Source organism: Parabacteroides faecalis (assembly GCF_022809355.1).
Taxonomy (GTDB): domain Bacteria; phylum Bacteroidota; class Bacteroidia; order Bacteroidales; family Tannerellaceae; genus Parabacteroides; species Parabacteroides faecalis.
The window spans coordinates 1-19574 of record NZ_JAKZMM010000015.1 but is presented as its reverse complement, the minus strand read 5'-3'; the positions used below and the strand labels follow the sequence as shown (position 1 = coordinate 19574).

The 19574-nt window shown below is 42.8% G+C and carries 17 protein-coding genes; 10 read left to right on the top strand and 7 right to left on the bottom strand.

The annotated features are described in order from the left end of the window. Nucleotides 1-102 precede the first annotated feature (102 nt). The 4 genes from MUN53_RS07540 to MUN53_RS07525 all read left to right on the top strand — a co-directional run bounded on the left by MUN53_RS07540 (nt 103) and on the right by MUN53_RS07525 (nt 3121). Nucleotides 103-687: a 50S ribosomal protein L25/general stress protein Ctc gene (locus MUN53_RS07540; RefSeq protein ID WP_022456425.1), complete on the top strand. Its 585-nt coding sequence runs from the start codon at nt 103-105 to the stop codon at nt 685-687. Nucleotides 688-804: 117 nt separating this feature from the next. Then, nucleotides 805-1368: an aminoacyl-tRNA hydrolase gene (gene pth, locus MUN53_RS07535; RefSeq protein ID WP_243324470.1), complete on the top strand. Its 564-nt coding sequence runs from the start codon at nt 805-807 to the stop codon at nt 1366-1368. 7 nt (nt 1369-1375) lie between these two features. Then, on the top strand, nt 1376-1813 hold the full coding sequence (locus MUN53_RS07530) for an RNA-binding S4 domain-containing protein (protein WP_022456427.1): 438 nt from the start codon (nt 1376-1378) through the stop codon (nt 1811-1813). A 48-nt stretch (nt 1814-1861) separates the two neighbouring features. Further along, nucleotides 1862-3121, top strand: coding sequence for a DUF3843 family protein (locus MUN53_RS07525; RefSeq protein WP_243324468.1), 1260 nt, complete (start codon nt 1862-1864; stop codon nt 3119-3121). A 205-nt stretch (nt 3122-3326) separates the two neighbouring features. Here the strand turns inward: MUN53_RS07525 and MUN53_RS07520 are convergent, their stop codons facing one another. Continuing rightward, a complete protein-coding gene (locus MUN53_RS07520; RefSeq protein WP_243324466.1) occupies nt 3327-4649 on the bottom strand; it encodes an MATE family efflux transporter in 1323 nt (440 codons plus the stop codon). A 126-nt stretch (nt 4650-4775) separates the two neighbouring features. On the opposite strand from MUN53_RS07520, the gene gldB reads away from it, so the two are divergent. The 3 genes from gldB (at nt 4776) to MUN53_RS07505 (ending at nt 8347) form a co-directional block, all read left to right on the top strand. Beyond that, nucleotides 4776-5771 carry a gliding motility lipoprotein GldB gene (gene gldB / locus MUN53_RS07515; RefSeq protein ID WP_243324465.1) on the top strand — a complete coding sequence of 332 codons (996 nt, stop codon included), beginning with the start codon at nt 4776-4778 and terminating at the stop codon, nt 5769-5771. A gap of 167 nt (nt 5772-5938) precedes the next feature. Further along, on the top strand, nt 5939-6433 hold the full coding sequence (locus MUN53_RS07510; protein ID WP_243324463.1) for a hypothetical protein: 495 nt from the start codon (nt 5939-5941) through the stop codon (nt 6431-6433). 228 nt (nt 6434-6661) lie between these two features. Continuing rightward, nucleotides 6662-8347, top strand: a complete 1686-nt coding sequence (locus tag MUN53_RS07505) for a sialidase family protein (protein WP_243324462.1) — start codon at nt 6662-6664, stop codon at nt 8345-8347. A gap of 133 nt (nt 8348-8480) precedes the next feature. On the opposite strand, the gene MUN53_RS07500 is transcribed toward MUN53_RS07505, so the two are convergent. The 4 genes from MUN53_RS07500 to MUN53_RS07485 all read right to left on the bottom strand — a co-directional run bounded on the left by MUN53_RS07500 (nt 8481) and on the right by MUN53_RS07485 (nt 14469). Further along, complete coding sequence (locus MUN53_RS07500) at nt 8481-9491, bottom strand: DUF4249 domain-containing protein (RefSeq protein WP_243324461.1); 1011 nt, start codon at nt 9489-9491, stop codon at nt 8481-8483. 3 nt (nt 9492-9494) lie between these two features. Beyond that, nucleotides 9495-12158, bottom strand: coding sequence for a TonB-dependent receptor (locus MUN53_RS07495; RefSeq protein ID WP_243324450.1), 2664 nt, complete (start codon nt 12156-12158; stop codon nt 9495-9497). Nucleotides 12159-12161: 3 nt separating this feature from the next. Beyond that, a complete protein-coding gene (locus MUN53_RS07490) occupies nt 12162-13037 on the bottom strand; it encodes a FecR family protein (RefSeq protein ID WP_243324448.1) in 876 nt (291 codons plus the stop codon). A gap of 157 nt (nt 13038-13194) precedes the next feature. Beyond that, complete coding sequence (locus MUN53_RS07485; protein ID WP_022456436.1) at nt 13195-14469, bottom strand: hemolysin family protein; 1275 nt, start codon at nt 14467-14469, stop codon at nt 13195-13197. Between the two features lie 270 nt (nt 14470-14739). Here MUN53_RS07485 and pheS point away from each other — a divergent pair, with 270 nt between their 5' ends. From pheS to MUN53_RS07470, 3 genes are all read left to right on the top strand, one after another. Further along, a complete protein-coding gene (gene pheS, locus MUN53_RS07480; RefSeq protein WP_022456437.1) occupies nt 14740-15759 on the top strand; it encodes a phenylalanine--tRNA ligase subunit alpha in 1020 nt (339 codons plus the stop codon). A 216-nt stretch (nt 15760-15975) separates the two neighbouring features. Then, nucleotides 15976-16614 (top strand): endonuclease III, encoded by a 639-nt coding sequence (gene nth / locus MUN53_RS07475; RefSeq protein ID WP_243324445.1) that lies wholly within the window; start codon nt 15976-15978, stop codon nt 16612-16614. After that, the gene (locus MUN53_RS07470; protein ID WP_243324444.1) at nt 16611-17498 is read left to right on the top strand and encodes a hypothetical protein; all 888 of its coding nucleotides are present in this window, start codon (nt 16611-16613) and stop codon (nt 17496-17498) included. The genes nth and MUN53_RS07470 overlap by 4 nt, the downstream gene beginning before the upstream one ends. Here MUN53_RS07470 and MUN53_RS07465 read toward each other — a convergent pair. Beyond that, nucleotides 17495-18253, bottom strand: coding sequence for an MBL fold metallo-hydrolase (locus MUN53_RS07465; protein WP_243324441.1), 759 nt, complete (start codon nt 18251-18253; stop codon nt 17495-17497). The two genes, MUN53_RS07470 and MUN53_RS07465, sit on opposite strands and share 4 nt — an antisense overlap. Then, nucleotides 18253-19263, bottom strand: coding sequence for a UDP-N-acetylmuramate dehydrogenase (gene murB / locus MUN53_RS07460; RefSeq protein ID WP_243324439.1), 1011 nt, complete (start codon nt 19261-19263; stop codon nt 18253-18255). Before murB ends, MUN53_RS07465 begins: the two co-directional genes overlap by 1 nt. Nucleotides 19264-19574 lie beyond the last annotated feature (311 nt).

The window sequence follows — 19574 nt, the reverse complement described above, 5'->3', positions numbered from 1 at the left end:
AAAATCACTACCTTTGCCGCGTTTTCTACCCGTGTGATGGGAAAATTAGAAAGCGAATTAGAAAAACAATCTAATTTTGAGTAACACATTTAATTAGTTAAAATGAAAACATTTCAATTAGAAGGTAAGTCAAGAGAGATCGCTGCATGTCCGGCTGATCAGAAGAGAGCTTTGAAAGCTATGCGTAAAAACGATGAAATCCCTGCCGTTCTGTACGGAGGTGAGAAAGTAATCCACTTTTCAGTTACTAACAGCGCAGTTCGTAACTTGGTTTACACTCCGGATATCTATGCAGTTGAATTGACAATTGACGGAGAAAAGAAAACTGTAGTTATGAAAGATATCCAGTTCCACCCGGTAACTGACGCTATCCTTCACATCGACTTCTTGGAAGTATGTGATACTAAACCAATCGTAATGGAAGTTCCGGTTGTTTTGGAAGGTCACGCTGAAGGTGTTAAAGCCGGTGGTAAGCTTCAGTTACAGATGAGAAAACTGAAAGTGAAAGCTGTTTATACAGAAATCCCTGAAAGATTGGTTATCAACGTTGATCACCTGGGCTTAGGTAAGACTATGCAGGTAGGTGAAATCCACTTCGAAGGCTTGGAAATCATGAACGCTAAGAACGCTGTTGTTTGCGCTGTTCAGTTGACTCGTGCCGCTCGTGGTGCTCAGGCTAAAGCTTAATACGTACATTTTATAAGATAAAGAATATCTTATCATTCATAAGATTTAGTCAGAAAAGGGGTTTGTTCTTCCGAATAAACCCCTTTATTTTTCTGTTTAAATTCATCGAAACATCATATGAAATACTTAATTACCGGATTAGGAAACATCGGTTCTGAATATTGGGGAACCCGTCATAATGTCGGATTCCGTGTTGTCAATCATTTGGTAGAACAGGCAGGAGCCTCTTTCACCGACGAACGGTATGGAGCCGTAGCCCGTATGCGGATCAAGAACTGCGAGCTGGTTGTCCTGAAGCCCAATACGTATATGAACTTGAGCGGTAATGCTGTCCGTTATTGGTTGCAGAAGGAAAACATCCCGGTCGAAAACCTTTTGATCGTTGTAGACGACCTGGCTCTTCCCTTCGGTACGCTCCGATTGAAACCGAAAGGTAGCGATGCCGGACATAACGGATTGAAGAACATTGCCCAGATGTTGAACACACAAAACTATGCCCGCCTGCGTTTCGGACTGGGAAATGATTTTCCAAGGGGCGGACAAATTGACTTTGTGTTGGGAAAGTTTCCACAAGAAGAACTCGACCAAATGCCTGCAATACTGGACCGCGCAACCGAAATCATCAAAAGTTTCTGTTTGGCGGGTATTCAATTAACGATGAATCAATTCAACAATAAATAGATATAAGATGAACGAGGTTCGTATCGATAAATGGATGTGGGCAACGCGCATCTTCAAAACCAGAAGCATTGCAGCGGATGCCTGTAAAAAAGGACGTGTCATGATTGGCGGAGTCAATGTCAAACCGTCCAGAATGATTAAAGTGGGTGATATTATCCAGGTACGGAAACCGCCCGTTACCTTTTCGTTCAAAGTATTGGACCTGACCGAAAACCGGATGGGTGCCAAACTTGTTCCGCAGTTCATGGAAAACGTAACGACACCCGACCAGTATGAAATTCTGGAGATGAATCGTATCTCGGGCTTTGTCAATCGGGCTAAAGGTTTGGGCAGACCCACGAAAAAAGACCGCCGCGAACTGGAGCAGTTTACGGGAGCAGATTTCTATGAAGGTGGCGACGATTTCGATTTTGACTTCGATTTCGATTCGGATGATGAGGATTGAAACGAAAATCTATTATCTTTGCCAAACAAATTAAAAGAATTTATACAAATGAAAAACATTAAAATCTTCTCGAAAGACTGGCTTGCCCTGCATCCGTATGTACAAAGCACGCCGGTTGACTCGTATTATACGAATATTGCCAATCGCATTTACGATATATTAGTAGCAACCGAATTGATCAACTCGTTTGAAGGAGACGAAGCCAAGCAAATCTCTATCCGCATGGCTGCTTACTTTGAAGATGTTATCTCACAAACCAATATTTGGAGAACTTTCATCAGCGGATTCAAAGAACGTTATGGACGCTATCTGCCTTTCTTTACGACGAGCGACCATTACTACGAAGATGAAGCCAACTTGGAAGATGTTCGTTTTCTGTTGTGGCACTTTACTCAACAATATCATGGATGGAGAAAAGGAACATTCGTTAATCCGGATAATCCAGCCAATCAGGCAGCAGCCAACATGATTTATAAAATCTTCTGCGACGAATGGACTGTTGCTCCTGAAAATATCCGCATGCAGGAGTTGTTCAGCAATGAAACCCGCTACGATGAGCCAGATAAATACAACAACTTGCTGTATTGGTTCCACTATAATTCGTATCTGCTTACGGACACCAACGAAGAACTGACAGAAACGACCAAAAGTTATTGGAAAGAACAAGGCATCCAGACGAACGAACGTGATGTCCTGATCATCCATAACCTGCTGGCTCACGTCAGCCGTCTGCCGTTCCTGGCTTATACATCTCCGCAGTGGCTGTATAAAATCATTTCACCCGAACATCCGGATTATGCTATCTTTAAAGAAGAAGCTGAGAATAGCATGGCTTTCATCGACCCGAAAGAAAAGGAAAGAAGAGATAGCGTACAGGACGATTATAAGAAATTCAAGGAAGTTGTACCGGACGATGTCCTGATTTACATGCAAAGTGAAGTGGAACTATACAACTTCCTGACAGAAAAGATTGGGAAAGTATTCACGGAAGGCAAACCGACAGATGCACCGCGTAAGTTTGGTGTTTATGCTTCTCCCGAAGACGGTATTCAAGTTCTTACACTTGACATTGATTGCATTAAGGACGAGAAGAACCCGTTCTATAATAAAGAAAGAGCCGAAAAGGCCGCTTTGGGATTTTTCATCGTTAAGCATTGCAGCACCAGTATCCTGATTGAAATGACCAAGCGAGGTATGCTGGCCGACGCACAAACGAAGAGTTTGGCCGGTCCTGAGCGTGGCAAAGAGATTATCCAAGACAATTGGAAATTCTTAATTGAATATTTCCATAAAGAAGAAGTAAAATAAATAGAGGAATACTGACAACAGGGTGTTTTATACTTCTTGGCGAAAAGGAGTATTAAACACCCTGTTTTTTATACCTCTTGGGAAAAAGAAGTACTAAAAACACCGTTTTCGATACTTCTTTTGGAAAAGGAGCACTAAAAACACCGTTTTCGACACTTCTTCTGGAAAAGGAGCACTAAAAACGCTGTTTTCAATACTTCTTCTGTCAGATTCTTTTATTCCGCCAGTTTCCTTTCAGTAAATAGAAATAAGAAGTCAAAACCATCAGGTCATAAACGTGTTCGGTAGTCCAACAAGCAGCCACATCGGCTTTTCTGACAACAACAATCCAAATAATATACAGGATATAGATGAATATACTCATCATCTCCAGACGAAGAGCTACACCCGTGTTGCCCGTTCCCGAAACACTCATGAAATACACAAATGCAGGAACAGCTATCAGATAAGAAGAAAGCATCACCCACAACGAAGGAACTGCACTTGCTACCAGATCCATATTATCGGTATAGATACGTAAAACAACCGTCGGGAATATTGCCATCAATAAAGCCAGTGGCAAGACAAACGAATAACACAAGCGAATCATCTGCCGGCACAAAGGCATGACTTTCTCCGTTTTCCCCGCCCCGATCAGATTACTCACCAGCGAACTGTTGGTCGAAGCAAAGGCATTGACAAACATAAACAGGAAGGATGAAATACTACGCACCACGTTGGTGATAGCCAAAGGCCGCTCTCCATGATGCTCCATCGCTACAAAAAAGATAAACCATCCGCAGAAAGCAATACCATTCTGCATCATGATCCAAACCGATACCCGCATGATCTGCCGGAAAATCCGGAACTCGAAACGCCATTTGCCAAAGAGGTCGTACTTCTTATAATCTACATACTTGAACGTATATATAATGAAGAACAACATCGACACGGCTTCCGAAATAGAAGAAGCAATGGCTGCACCTTTAATTCCCAAAGCCGGTAATCCCAATTTTCCGAATATCAGGATATAATTCAGGATAACATTCGTCCCGACCATCGCCAGAGAACTTGCCGTCAGTATCTTGGTATGTGTTGTTCCGACGTAAAAGGCACGGAACATAACCGAGACAAATGAGAAGAAAAAGCCATATACACGCCAGTCAATATAATCGACCGTAGCCTGAAACACTGCATCCGATTCGATCAGTCCCCGTAACAGAACGGGCGAATAGGCATGGGAACAGAAAAACAGCAAGGTAGCAAAAGCCAACAGAAACAGTGTTCCCTGCCGGAATACATCACCGATACTATGATAATTACCTTCGCCATTCCGCCGGGCAATCAATACCTGTGCTCCTACACTGAAACCAAAACCCAGCATATAAATCACCAGATAATAAACACCCGCCAAAGCCGAAGCACCTAATTCCACCTCTCCTACGCGTCCCAGATAAGCTGTATCGGTCAATCCTATCAAATGTTCCATCAGCAAACTGACCAATACAGGAAATGTAATCTTGAGAATCTGTTTGTTCGTGTATTGCATAATCTCCACCAAATAATATAAATCAGACAATCATTTACAAAATATAATCTTACCTTTGTCCCGACAAAGATACAATAATCCTGCGTGGATTCCCGTTTATAGAAAAAATATCCGAACATGAAGAATATGAAGAAAATAATAGGCAGTTTATTCTTTCTTGCCATATCTATCTGCAGCTGCAACAGCCAACCTTCCAATATCCAGACTCCAACGGATACACTTCCGATTCATATCCAACGGTTTGACAAGGCTTTGCTGGCGTATATCGAAACACAAGATACGACTTTGGAAAAGGAACTGCTGAAAGAATATCCGGCAATGCTCGACATCGTAGGAAAAGGAATCCTGAATCTGCAATCGCCCGAAATATCCGGCTTCTTCGATCAGGTTATTGCTTATTATTCCGAGCCGACACTCAAAAATCTATATAAGGATGCAGTCCGTGAATACGATCATGTGACTGATATCGAAAATCAACTGGGGAAAGGTTTCGCTTTCCTCAAAGTAAACTTCCCGAATATGCAGATTCCAGCTTGTTACATGCACGTATCCGGATTCAATCAGAACGTACTGGCAGCAGACAGCCTGCTGTCTTTATCGATCGACAAGTACATGGGCGAAGCGTATCCGCTTTATCAGGATTTCTTTTACGACTACCAACGCATCAAGATGCAGCGAACACTGGCTGCAGCCGATTATCTGGCCGGCTGGCTGATGAGCGAATATCCATTCGAAGGAAACGAGAATATACTGCTCGACCGGATGATTTATGAAGGAAAGATCAAATATATCGTTCATCTTGCCTTACCGGAAATTACACCTGCCCAACTAATGGGATATCAGGAGAAAGATTATGAATGGTGTGTAGCCAACGAGTTGACGCTCTGGAACACCATTATTCAGCGCAAGCATCTTTATACTCCGGATCAGATCACCACTTCCAAATATCTGGATGACAAACCATGTACGTTTTTGTCGGACGAAACTCCGGGAAATATCGGAACCTGGATTGGCTGGCAAATCGTATCCAGTTACATGAAAGAGAACAATGCTTCGCTACAAACACTTATGCAACAACAAAATGCCCAGGAGTTTTTATCGCAAGCTAAATACAAGCCGTAAAATTCGCTAAAAAGTGTTTTCCGAATAAACGCTGTCCGTTTTTCTCCGTCTTAAAGAACAGAATGAAAAAACAAAGCCTGGAAATTTCTTTTGAACTGGTACCAACATCAGAAATGAAGAGCTTATTTTCATCCTATAATAAAGTATAAACTATTAAACGACGAAAGATGATGAAAAACGTAAAAGTATGGCTGGCCATTTTGGCATTGACAACAGTTTGTAGTGGAAACATATGGTCTCAGAACCGCCCGAAGGCACCACGTAAAGCGATGTCTCCCGAGCAACGTATAGAAATGCGTGTTGAACGGATGCAACGTCACTTGATGCTCGACGATAAAACAGCAGCTCAATTTGCTCCGGTATATAAAGAGTATTTACAAGCATTGGAGGATTGTAAACCTCAAAAGCCAGAAACCAAGCCGGCAGCAATGGACGACAAGCAGATAGAAGAGCACTTGACAGCTCAGTTTGAACGGCAACAAAAATTGTTGGATACACGTAAGGAATATTATAACAAGTTCAAGAAGATGCTGACCATGCGACAAGTAAAAATGGTCCTCCAATCAGACAGGCCTCATCCCATGATGCCTAAAAACAAACAGATGAAAGACAAACCCCAAGGGCCTTGTTGTCTTCAGCAAAATGCTTGTGTGTTTGATTGATCCGCATAAAAGCTAACAATAGCTAAACCTCTATAAAATGCAAAGCCGTCCTATTCTCACGAACGGGACGGACAGCAAACCTAACTTAATTCTAATACCATGAAAAACACTATATACTAAGAACAAGAGCCACCGAAAAAAAGTTCTCCAAAAAGTGAAATTATTAGCAAAATTTTCTATCTTTACATTTGTTAATAATTTAAGTAATAACTTACATCGCTAAAACACATGAAAAAGAACTTACTTCTTGCCGGATTAGTTGCTGTCTGTACCCCGATCTGGGCTGCCGATACTTTATTTGTCCATGCGCCTCAAATCCCATTGTTGATCAATCAATCGGATAATGTTTTGTTTGAATTTCGTATGGACGCAGACAAAGGAGATGTATTGAATGAAATTTCCATTGAGTTTGATCAAGAAACCAACTTGGCCGATATCGAATCTGTTCGCCTTTTCTATAGCGGAACGGAAGGTGTCGCCAGGAAAGGAACATATTATGCTCCATCCCATAGTTACAGACAGGATTATCTGCGAACTTCATTAGCAGAAAAAGGGATCAAGTTCACTCCCGAAATATCTGATCAACGGAGTTTACAGCAACTGAAAAGTACAAACCGAGATTACTCCATCCAACAGGATGAAGTAAACCAGCCAGCATCATCCATCCAGTTATCCAGTCAGCAACCTTTATTAAAAGGAACAAACTATTTCTGGGTAAGTGTACAGGTCAAGAATTCTTCTTCGTTGGAATCCTTGATTTCAGCACGCATCAGTCAGGCTCAGATCAACCGACAGCCGGCAGTTATTTCCGGAGACCAGCAGAGTGGTAAACGCAGAAAAGGCGTAGCTGTCCGTCAGGCATGGGACGACGGTGTGGCAGCCTTCAGGATTCCAGGAATCGTTACGACGAACAAAGGGACGTTGATTGGTTGCTATGATGTCCGATATAACAGTTCTGTCGATCTGCAGGAAAAGATTGACATTGGTGTCAGCCGTAGCCTTGACAAAGGTCAGACGTGGGAACCCATGCAAATTGCCGTGAGCTTTGGTGAAACCGGAGGTCTGCCTCATGCCCAGAATGGTGTGGGTGATCCTTCAATTTTAGTGGATGAAACCAACAATACCATCTGGATTGTAGCAGCCTGGTGTCATGGTATGGGAAATCAACGGGCATGGTTTAACTCACAACAAGGGATGACTATGGATGAAACCGCCCAACTTGTACTCTGTAAAAGCGAAGATGACGGAAAAACATGGAGCGAACCGATCAACATTACCGAACAGGTAAAAGATCCTTCCTGGTATTTCTTGCTACAAGGTCCGGGACGCGGTATCACGATGAGCGACGGAACACTTGTATTCCCTATCCAATTCATCGACGCCAACAAAATACCCAATGCGGGAATCATGTATAGTAAAGATCACGGGAAAACATGGCATCTGCATAATGCTGCCCGAAGCAATACGACCGAATCACAGGTAGCAGAAATAGAACCTGGCGTATTGATGCTGAATATGCGCGATAACCGAGGCGGAAGCCGGGCTGTATCCATTACAAAAGATTTAGGAAAGACTTGGACGGAACATCCATCCAACCGTTCTGCTCTGCAAGAACCGATCTGTATGGCCAGCCTCATCAAGATTCCGGCAGAAAAGAATTGCCTGAAGAAGGATATTCTGCTGTTCTCCAACCCAAACACAACGAAAAACAGAAATCACATTACCATCAAGGCAAGCCTGGACGGCGGACTGACATGGCCCGAAGAGTATCAAATCCTACTTGATGAAGGAGAAGGCTGGGGTTATACTTGTCTGACGCTAGTTGATGAAGAAACCGTCGGTATTTTCTACGAGTCGAGTGTCGCACACATGACTTTCCAAAAAGTCAAGCTACGCGAATTGATCCGTCCATAAAATAACAAGCTCTTTGGTCTCCGGGATTCGGTCAGAGAACAGGTAAAAGAAACTAAAAATAAAACCAACGAGAATCGTTTTCATTTCTCGTTGGTTTTATTTTTAATCCTCGTTTATTTGCAATCGGAACTTTCTACTTCCGGGGATAACGATGCATAATCTCCATCTGTACATATTGTTCGGAGCTGGCTCCAACAAAGCCTAAACCATTCTCTACATTCGAAGGAACAATCACGGGTTCCATCAGCATCTCCATATTTTCCAAATCGTCCGACTGAAGGAAAGTCAAGGCCCGCAGGTAACGGTATTCCTCTTCTGTAATCTGCAACAGGCGGATTCGGGCATATCCACAAATATGTTGGTCCCAATCGTACCAATAATCATCTGCAGGTCTGTAACCAGTATAAACATTCAAGGTATAATCCCGATCTTCAAAGTAGGTATCTGTAAATACCTGATAAATATTCGGTACATCTGTTTGAAAGGGATTGTAATCCTCATCCCCACTCGTCTGATGATGTCCCTGACTCAATACGAATTCTTCCTGATCATAGATGGTCTGCACTTCACTTGGTATCCATCCTTCGGGTGGACGTTCGGCATAATAGATACCATTCTGGATAATGAGACGATAATAATTCCGTTCGTCCGGCAAATCCCGTATCCGAATCTTGTATTGAATGGCATCAAATTCGGAATTGCCCGTCCATAATTGGGTAACCATTGTATCCACTTGTTCAATTACGGCTGGAGCAGACGGCATTATCACTTCAGCCGAAGCCTGATACTTTCCCTGTTCGGCTGAAACCTCCAGACGAACGACATCTTCAGGCGACAAAACGGTTTTCAGCAGACAACTTAACCGTTGCGCTTCTTCGTCCCATTGATGCCGATACCCACCTTCAACCGTTTCCCGACATACACCATTGACATACAACTTCAACGTTACCTGACGGACCGGCTTTATCACCGATTTTCCACTCAGACTCAGAAAGACCCGATTTTCCGTAGCACCAGCTTCCAATAAAGCATTCATCGTCAGCTGAGGTTCTTGTTCTCCCATGTAATAATCCAGTTCATGCTCACAGCCCGGCAAGAGGATGCAACATAATCCTATCCAAAATATCAACTGTTCTATTTTCATTTCTCAAAACTTAAAGGTATAGGTAATTGATGGAATACAAGGAAGTAAAGTTACTTTCTTCAGGTGATTCCTTACTTCCGTCCAATAATACGGTTTACCGCTCGGTAACGTAATCGAATGTTCCAGTACCTCTTTATCCATAAATACCAGATTCGGAGTCATGGCATTATAGACATTGTAAACAGAAACATTCCAAATATGCGTTCCGCGACGTGCGTTCTTACGGTAATTGACACCCACATTCAAACGATGACTACTAGGCAACCGGAAATTATTCCGCGCCGGGATATAATTCGTTCCTGCCGTTTCGTTGTTATCCGGATAAAGTACGTCCATCCGTTGTTCGGCAACGGTAACGGTTCCACCAGTATTAAACACCCACGACACTCCGACATCCCATTGCTGATTAAACGTATGGTTGACGCAGAAGTTTAGGTTGTGCCTCCGATCGTATTTATAAGGGAATCGATTTCCGTTATTGATATTCCCATTCTCAAAGATCCGGTCACTTTTTGCCAACGTATAAGCAATCCATCCGGTTGTCTTTCCTGACGTCTTCTGAGCCAGAAACTCCACTCCCATCGAACGGCCGTTTCCCATTTCCACCTTATCTTCCCAGCCGGATGAAGAAGCCAGGAAGGAAGCTCCATCCTGATATTCCAACACATGAAACATATTCTTATAATAGGCCTCCATGGAAAACTCCCAGCCTTTTATTCCTGTATAATATCCACCCAACGCGTATTGATCGGAACGCATCGGACGAATGTTTTTCGTTACCGGTACCCACAGATCCGTCGGTAAAGCAATGGTGGAAGAAGACAACAGATGAACATATTGCGCCATCTGGGTAAACGAAGCTTTGATAGCGACCTCGTCGGTCAGCCCATAGCGGGCCGACAAACGGGGCTGGGCAGAAAAGTAATTCTTCCCCTGTGTATTAAATAATGAAAAGTATATGCCTGCATTTACCCGGAAACGACCCAAGGAAATATCGTCCTCGGCATACAAAGACCATTCATGCCCCAAAATATCTCCATTCGATATGGCAGTATACGTCGTATCCCGCTGAACAGTTTCCTCTTCTTCTTCCTTTACCCGTGAAACCATCACTTCCGGTTGGAATACATGATACAGATAAGAAGTACCAAATTTCAGATGATGAGCCGGATGCGGTGTATAATCAAAATCGGCCTGAACACTGTAATCGTGAATACCGGAATGATAGTCCGAATCATATACATAAAGTGTTTCTCCTTTATGCACCTTGTCCAAGTTCTGATAGCCAGTCGACATTTTCATATCATAATGATTGTATGCCATCGTTGCCTGGAAGAAAAGCTGATGGTTGAACACATAATTCCAACGGGCAGCTGCAATGGTATTTCCCCAGTTCAGATCCATACCGTCATTATAATAATAACTGGCATAATCATATTCATAAGCTGTATTCCGGGTATAGTCACAATGATCTTTCCCCTTATAGAAACTCAGGAAAAAACGGCTGCGGTCTGAAAACTTATGATTCACCTTTGCATTGATATCGTAGAAGTAATAACCGTATTTCTTGTCTTTATCCAGGAACGGACGGGCCAACCAGTCCAGATAAGTCCGCCGGACCGATACGTTAAATGCCGTACGATCTTTCCAGACAGGTCCTTCCAAATGAATCTTACTGGTCAGTAATCCCAAGCTGGCCGTACCATGATACTGTTTCATGTCGCCATCGTTTGTCCGGATATCTACCACAGAAGACAGGCGACTCCCAAAACGGGCCGGAAAAGCACCTTTATACAAGGTAACCCGTTTCATGGCTTCCGGCGTGAAAATAGAAAAGACACCCAGCAGATGGTCGGCATTATAGACCGGAATTCCATCCAGAAGAATCAGATTCTGATCTGGGCCTCCACCTCGGACATACAAACCGCTGAATCCTTCCGTAGCGGCCTGTACACCAGGCAACAGCTGAATGGTCTTCAACAGATCCGCTTCTCCCAACAAAGCCGGCGTATTTCGTATCTGGGTCAGCGGCACATCGTGCGAACTCATACCGGTAGCATAAATACCGGCCTCTTTCCGGTCGGAAAGAACCAACAGTTCTTCCAACCGGTTATTGGCCGTCAACTGCACAGGAATCATCGTATCTTTCTGCAGACAAAACCGGATGGTCTGCACATCATATCCTAAATACGAGAAATTCAACTCCACTTCCCCTTCCGGAACAGTCAACGTATAGAATCCAAATGAATTGGTATAAGTGCCCGTATGACGAATCCCTTCCAAGATATTCGCACCAATTAATGTCTCGGCAGAAGACCGGTCGGTTACATACCCGCAAATGGTATATCGCTTTTCCTTCGGCAACGGACGGCGAAACAACAGAATATGATTCTTCTCCAACCGGAAACCGATCGGTTCCCGCTTAAAAGCCTCTTCCAATATTTCCCCGACCGTCTGTTGTTTCACCGAAAGCGTAATGGGTTGGCGTAACGAAACATCTTCTCCATAAATAAAAGAATACCCTGATTCTTTCTCCACCAGTCGGACAAACTGCTCCAAAGAAGCATTTTCTACCGACACATCTAAACGCAATGCCTCCTGCTGGGCTTTCAGAACTCCTGCAAAGCATATCCAACAGAGCATGATCCACATACTCACCCGTTTCATCTTCTACTCCTGCTTTGCTTGAATGACAATCTGATCACCTGTACGCTCATAAGAGAAAGAGACGGTTTCTTTCAGCAAAGAAAGCATCTCATCCAAGGTTTCCTGAGAAGAAAAACGGGCACGAATCCGATAATCGGCCAATGAATCATCCTGAATGATGATTGGAGTATCAAATGCATGTGAAAGTTTCCGGGCGATTTCCCGCAAAGGTTCGTTATCAAATACAAAATCTCCCTGCCGCCAGGCAATTTCAGGATTGGTCTTTTTTGTCCGGATTGTAGATAAACGCCGGACAGAACGGGAATAAACAGCCGCCTCATTAGGCGACAAACGGGCAACACCACCAGGTGAAGTCACCGCCACAGCACCTTCCAGCAATGTTGTTTTTATTTCCGGATCATCCGGATATGCTTCCAGATTGAAATGAGTTCCCAAGACTTTCACTTCTACTTCATCCGCCTGGACGATAAAAGGATGACGGGCATCTTTACGGACTTCAAAATAGGCTTCGCCCGACAACGAGACATTCCGGTTCTTTCCCTTAAAACGCACCGGACAAGTCAGCGTAGAATAGCGGTTCAGCGTTACTTCCGTACTGTCGGGCAACAGAATCGTTCTCACTTCCGCATAAGCAGCATAAGTTTGTTCTCTCGGCGGAATCACATATTCATAGATACCCCATCCAGCCAGACACAAAAGAATAACCGCCGCCAAAGAAGCCACCCGATGATACCAAAGATACCATCCGAAGCCGCCTTGGATGCGTTTCTGCAACAAAGGCCAACTCTTTTCAGCCGTAAATTGTCCATGAGGCGAACGTGTAGAAGCCACCAGCTTGTCCAATAATTCATCGCTCTCTTTTTGATTTCTATATACCATATTCTTTCACCATTTATCCATAAAGAGAGGTTTCTGATGGATTCTCACTACGTCTATTCCGTGAATTTATCTTAAATTTCATTCAGATCTGTGGCAGGAAAACCTTTCCTTGGATGAATTAATCTTTTCCTGCCTACAGAAAAAGGGATTTATGTGTTTATTCTTCTTCAAGTTTACGGACGAGTACTTTATCAATGCGGGCACCATCCATATCTACAATCTCAAACTCAAAGTTCATCCAGCGCAACTTCTCGCCGGTCTTCGGCAAGCGTTCCAGGATTTCCAGAATCAAACCACTCAAGGTATTATAATCATGCTCGGCATACAAATCTTCCATGTCAAAGTAAGCCAGGAAGTCATAAAACGAATACTGCCCGTCAACTAACCAGGTTCCGTCACTTCGTTCGGTAATTTCCTGTTCATCTCCCATTTCAGGAACTTGTCCGACCAAACCTTCCATAATATCCTTCAACGTGACAATTCCCTGGATACCGCCAAACTCATCCGTTACAATTGCATACTTCACGCGAGCCCGCTTAAACTGTTCCAACGTTGTATAAACACTTTGATTTTCCGGAACATAATGAGCAGGACGGACAATACTCTTCAAATTAAAATCAGGAGAATCGATATGTAAGAACAAATCCTTTAAATAGACAATACCTAAGAAATCATCAAACTTCCCGGATGCTACCGGATAAATATCAAACAAATTGGATTCTACTTTCTCCTTAATCTTTTCGGTCGAATCCATCACATCCAACCAAACCATTTCTCCGCGGTGTGTCATAATGGAATCGACACGTCTGTCGCCCAAAGTAAAGACACGCTCTACGATGTCATGCTCTACCTCCTGTACTTCTCCATCATCATATCCTTCTTTGACGATAGCCTTGATTTCTTCTTCCGTCACTTTGGAGTCTTCAGCCGTATCAATTCCCAGCATTTTTACAACCACTGCCGTACTCTTCGACAACAACCAGACAAAAGGAGAAGCTATAAGAGACAACAAATGCATCGGACGGGCAATCAACATCGATACCCGTTCGGCACAACCCATACCAATTCGCTTCGGAACCAATTCACCAAATATAAGCGTCAAGTATGTTACCACCACTACAATCAAAGATTTGGATATAAGCAAAGCATACGGAGCTATATAAGGAACAGCCGAGAAATAAACGGCAAGATCACCAGCCAAGGCTTCGCCCGAGTATAAACCGGTAAGAATACCTATTAATGTAATACCTATTTGAATAGTTGATAGAAAACGATCTGGTTCTTCCGCCAGATCCAAAGCCTTACGAGCGCCTCGGTTTCCTTTTTTAGCTTCAGTTTCCAACTTGGTTTTTCGGGCCGAGACTAGTGCAATTTCAGACATGGACAAAACGCCATTCAGTAAAATAAGAACAATAATGATAACTATTTCCATTGATTAAATAAAGTAAATTCCTTTCCGTAACAACTATAAAATAAAGTAAATGCGTCCTTCTTCCTAAAAACAACCAAAAGAACTACACTCACTGAATGATAGTTATTTTACGGTGCGAATATACAGAAATAATATTTTAATCCACATAATTCTGACAGATAATAATGTGAAAAAGATAATTTATATAAAAATTTAATTGCCTTTATAATTGCAGTATTCAAAATAAAGGCCTACATTTGCACGTCGAATATCAAAAATGTATAACGAAGAATGATTGATAAGATAAAATCTCTGCTTCAAGAAGTAGAAAAAATCAAAGCAGCAAATGCTGAAGAGCTAGAGGCTTTACGCATCAAATATCTCAGCAAAAAGGGAGAAATCTCGATGCTGATGAATGACTTCAGAAATGTTCCGGCGGAACAGAAGCGCGAGGTGGGCAAATTCATCAACGAATTAAAAGAGACTGCTCAAAATAAAATCAACGAATTAAAAGAAAGCTTCGAAAATACGCAGACGATCAATAATGATATTGATCTAACACGTTCGGCTTATCCTTTGGAATTAGGTACACGTCATCCGCTTTCCTTAGTAAAGAAAGAAATTTGTGACATCTTTGGTCGTCTGGGATTCAGTATTGCTGAAGGGCCGGAAATCGAAGATGACTGGCATGTATTCTCTTCTCTGAACTTTGCAGAAGATCATCCGGCACGCGACATGCAGGATACTTTCTTCATTCAACATAATCCAGATGTATTGCTTCGTACACATACTTCATCTGTACAATCAAGAGTCATGGAAAAACAGGAACCGCCTATCCGTATCATTTGTCCAGGGCGTGTTTATCGAAATGAAGCAATTTCTTATCGTGCTCACTGTTTCTTCCACCAGGTTGAAGCGTTGTATGTAGACAAGAATGTTTCATTTGCCGACTTAAAACAGGCGTTGTTGTTCTTTGCCAAAGAAATGTTTGGTCCGGAAACCAAGATTCGTCTGCGCCCGTCTTATTTCCCATTTACAGAGCCATCAGCAGAAATGGATATTTCATGCGACTTATGTGGCGGTAAAGGATGTGCATTCTGTAAACATACCGGATGGGTTGAGATCCTGGGTTGTGGTATGGTCGATCCGAATGTATTGGAGAATTGTGGTATCGACAGCAAAGTTTATACAGGCTATGCGCTTGGAATGGGTATCGAAAGAATTACAAACCTAAAATATAGAGTAAAAGATTTGCGTATGTTCTCAGAAAACGATGTTCGTTTCCTGAGAGAATTTGAATCAGCCAATTAAAATTGTAACCTAAAATCAAGAAAGATGTACCAACATCCCCGGACTCTAACCAAGTCCGGGGAAAAACACATTCTTGAGGAATAGGGTACAATTTATAAAGGCGTTATTTGAGTTGGAAAAGCAAAGATGCTTTTCCATTTTTTTTGCCCTAATATTTCGTCCTAGCCATGAGTATCAGAAAAAAAATGTATATTCGCATACTTGATTCTGATAATTATGCGCAAAGAAGAACGATATAAAGGTGTTTTAGACTGGTTTCAGGCAAATGTTCCTGTTGCGGAAACCGAACTTCATTACAATAATCCGTATGAATTGCTAGTTGCAGTCATTTTATCTGCCCAATGCACAGATAAAAGAGTAAACATGATTACACCGGCTTTGTTCGAAGCCTTTCCTACGCCTGAAGTGATGGCCGTATCTACTCCCGAAGTAGTTTATGAATATATCAAAAGCGTTTCTTATCCGAATAATAAAGCCAAACATCTGGTAGGCATGGCCAAAATGCTGGTAGAAGAATTCAAAGGTATTGTTCCTTCTGATATTAAGGAACTGCAAAAGTTACCGGGTGTAGGAAGAAAGACGGCCAATGTCATTGCTTCTGTCGTATATGATAAACCGGCAATGGCTGTGGATACACATGTTTTCCGTGTATCGAATCGGATAGGCCTGACTGTAAATAGCAAGACTCCGCTTGAAACAGAAAAGGAACTGACAAAACATATTCCGAAAAGTCTGATCCCTATTGCCCACCATTGGCTGATCTTACACGGGCGTTACGTTTGTACGGCACGAAATCCGAAATGCGAATCCTGTGGGTTAAAACCCTGGTGTAATTATTTTCTGCATCAGAAATGAAGTTTCGGTGGCGGGATATAGTGATCTTGTTCCTGGTCCTTTCTTTGGCAGGAAGTTTCGTTTACCATCTATTCAAACACATTTATGAAGAAGATGCCCGAACGGACATTAATATGTATGCTCTGTTTCCTGCTCCGCCCAAAGCCTTGGTTCGCGTTCAGCAAACCCAATACTGGAATCGTTCGTCGAGTGACAAACAAACCATTCAACAGCTTTTCGGCGAGCAAATGCCCAGACTTTACCAGCAATTATTTGCTCTGCATCCGGTAAACAATGTGTGGTTCTGTCTGTATCCCGAAGGTATGATCTGTATTTTGCCGACCACACCCGAAGAAGCGGGAAAACTACAACAGAAGATGAAACAACTGCTGAACACATTTCCTCCGCAGAAAGTTTCACAAAACGGTATTGATGTCTATTATTATGCTGATGCAGAAAATGAATTTGCCGGAGCTTTCTATGCAAACGGATTATGGGTGTCCAGTTATAATAAAGTACTGCTTGATCAGACTTTACAACGGATTAACTTACAGATCCATCCAACTCAAGAAACAAATATTCCGCTAGCTCATGCAACTACCAGCCTGCTGATTCCGGCTTCGGAATTATCCTTCCGTGTATGCTCCGATGATTCTGTCTGCTGGCAATATACAGATACTTGGCTCAGTACAGATATCTATCGTTCTGATCAGAAGATGACATTTATCTTTAATCTACCGATCTCATCCTCTCAGAACGATTCGCTTCCGGCAGTGATTACAGATTCCTTGCAACAAAGCATTTCCCGCTACCTGCAACTGAAGCCGGAACGCATCGGTTCAACTTATAAGGCAGAAGACGGGAATTTATACATTGCTTTGGATTATCCAACGGATCTGCCTTAAAACTCAATTTGCAGATTATCGTATGCCAGATGAACATGCGGAGGAAGTAACTTCTCAGCCTGTGCATGAAGGCCTATTTTATGCGACTCATGAATCAGATAGGCTTCTTTGGGCTGAATACGTTCAATATAAGCCAACGCTTCATCCAGTCCGGCATGTGTCGGATGCTTACTATCCAGACGCAAGGCATTGATCACCAACAGATCCAATCCTTCCAACTTACTGAACTCAGATTCGGGAATCACCTTGAGATCTGTCAGATAAGCCATACGTCCGATCCGATAGCCGACGATTGGCAACCGACCGTGCATCAAACGGATAGGTATAATATCTATCCCGGCAGCCTTAAACGGCTGAAGAGAGATGGAATGCATTTCAATATTCGGAACTCCCGGATACTTATGCTCGGCAAACACATATGGAATACGCGTCTTTATAGCATAGGCTACATTCTCCTCGGCATAGACATGGACTTCTCCATAGCGACAAAACGGACGTAAATCGTCCAGTCCACCAACGTGGTCATAATGTTCATGCGTAATCAGGACCGCATCCAAGCGATAAATTTTATTTGTAATCACCTGCCAACGGAAATCGGGTCCGCAGTCAATCAGAATCCGTTTTCCCTCCGTTTCTATTACAGCCGAAGTCCGCAAGCGCCAGTCTCGTTTATCCTGACTGGTACAAACTTCGCACTGACATCCTATCTCCGGAACTCCCGTAGAAGTTCCGGTTCCCAGAAAGATTATTTTCATTATGCAATATATTTAACCTCAGGCATCAGTTCTATTCCAAAACGATCCTTTACGGCAGAGCGGATACTCTCGGCCATCAAGGCGATCTCATCACCGGTTGCATTACCTAAATTCACGAGAACCAAGGCTTGCTTCTCATAAACTCCTACTTCACCATGTTGCTTTCCTTTGAAGCCACACTGCTCAATCAGCCAGCCAGCCGGTACTTTTATCTTTCCTTCTGCTGCCGGATAAGAAGGAATCTCGGGATATTGCTGACGGATCTTCTCAAAATGTGCGGTATCTATCACGGGATTCATGAAGAAACTTCCGGCATTTCCCAACACTTCCGGATCAGGCAGTTTCGCCTGTCGTATAGCTATAACGGCATCCCGCACAGTCTGTAGTGTAATCTTCTTATCTTTCAAAACGTCCTGCAAGGTTCCATAAGACAACTTAAAGTCGGGTTGCTTGTGTAATTTCAGAGTTACATACGTCACAATATGCGGATCCTGATGCGGATCTTTAAAACGGCTGGTCCGATACCCATAACCACACTCGTCAGCTCGGAAGACATGCTTTTCAAAAGTCAACTGATTCCAAGCCTCGACCGTTTCAATGGCATCTTTAATTTCCATACCATACGCTCCAATATTCTGAACGGCAGCCGCACCTGTTTCACCCGGTATCAATGAAAGATTCTCGATTCCTCCCCAGCCCTTTGATACGGCATAGGCAACAACTTCATCCCATACTTCGGCAGCTCCTACCCGAAGCCAGACAAACGAGTCGTCTTCACGGACAACTTCCAAACCCCGGATGGCCGAATGCAGAATGATTCCGTTATAATCATTAATAAACAACAAATTGCTACCTTTACCTATATGCAATGAAAGACATTCCTGAAAATACTCATCATGTAGGATTTTCTGCAAATCGTCTTCATTTTCGTATTCCATAAACCAGCGGGTCTTGGCTGGAAGATGGAATGTATTGTACTTCTCTAACGAGAAATTCTGTTCGATTCTCATACCTCAACTGTTTTCAGGCAAAGATACTTCAAATGCTCCAAGTAATCAATCAATCCGCATACAAAACTCTTCCGCCTATTCTTTAAAGGCAAGCAAATTTAGCTGATTAACAAGCAATTCCAAATTACAAATAGTTCAACGGACAAAACTCACGGGAATTAAAATCGGAAGTAACGGGAATCAAAAACAAAACTGTCATACTACAGATTTACTTTACACCCATTTAACAAAAAAAGAGAAAGCAATGGGAAAGAAAGGAATCAGTCATCGCAAATTCAGTATTGAGTTCAAATTGTCCGTTTTATCGGATT

What these genes read in the sequence shown, in the direction of transcription:
- MUN53_RS07465 (WP_243324441.1), bottom strand. Translation starts at nt 18,253, where the DNA reads ATGAAAATAATCTTTCTGGGAACCGGAACTTCTACGGGAGTTCCGGAG.
- pheS (WP_022456437.1), top strand. Translation starts at nt 14,740, where the DNA reads ATGATTGATAAGATAAAATCTCTGCTTCAAGAAGTAGAAAAAATCAAA.
- nth (WP_243324445.1), top strand. Translation starts at nt 15,976, where the DNA reads ATGCGCAAAGAAGAACGATATAAAGGTGTTTTAGACTGGTTTCAGGCA.
- MUN53_RS07530 (WP_022456427.1), top strand. Translation starts at nt 1,376, where the DNA reads ATGAACGAGGTTCGTATCGATAAATGGATGTGGGCAACGCGCATCTTC.
- MUN53_RS07500 (WP_243324461.1), bottom strand. Translation starts at nt 9,491, where the DNA reads ATGAAAATAGAACAGTTGATATTTTGGATAGGATTATGTTGCATCCTC.
- MUN53_RS07540 (WP_022456425.1), top strand. Translation starts at nt 103, where the DNA reads ATGAAAACATTTCAATTAGAAGGTAAGTCAAGAGAGATCGCTGCATGT.
- MUN53_RS07490 (WP_243324448.1), bottom strand. Translation starts at nt 13,037, where the DNA reads ATGGTATATAGAAATCAAAAAGAGAGCGATGAATTATTGGACAAGCTG.
- MUN53_RS07505 (WP_243324462.1), top strand. Translation starts at nt 6,662, where the DNA reads ATGAAAAAGAACTTACTTCTTGCCGGATTAGTTGCTGTCTGTACCCCG.
- MUN53_RS07470 (WP_243324444.1), top strand. Translation starts at nt 16,611, where the DNA reads ATGAAGTTTCGGTGGCGGGATATAGTGATCTTGTTCCTGGTCCTTTCT.
- MUN53_RS07510 (WP_243324463.1), top strand. Translation starts at nt 5,939, where the DNA reads ATGATGAAAAACGTAAAAGTATGGCTGGCCATTTTGGCATTGACAACA.
- MUN53_RS07525 (WP_243324468.1), top strand. Translation starts at nt 1,862, where the DNA reads ATGAAAAACATTAAAATCTTCTCGAAAGACTGGCTTGCCCTGCATCCG.
- gldB (WP_243324465.1), top strand. Translation starts at nt 4,776, where the DNA reads ATGAAGAAAATAATAGGCAGTTTATTCTTTCTTGCCATATCTATCTGC.
- MUN53_RS07485 (WP_022456436.1), bottom strand. Translation starts at nt 14,469, where the DNA reads ATGGAAATAGTTATCATTATTGTTCTTATTTTACTGAATGGCGTTTTG.
- pth (WP_243324470.1), top strand. Translation starts at nt 805, where the DNA reads ATGAAATACTTAATTACCGGATTAGGAAACATCGGTTCTGAATATTGG.
- MUN53_RS07495 (WP_243324450.1), bottom strand. Translation starts at nt 12,158, where the DNA reads ATGAAACGGGTGAGTATGTGGATCATGCTCTGTTGGATATGCTTTGCA.
- murB (WP_243324439.1), bottom strand. Translation starts at nt 19,263, where the DNA reads ATGAGAATCGAACAGAATTTCTCGTTAGAGAAGTACAATACATTCCAT.
- MUN53_RS07520 (WP_243324466.1), bottom strand. Translation starts at nt 4,649, where the DNA reads ATGCAATACACGAACAAACAGATTCTCAAGATTACATTTCCTGTATTG.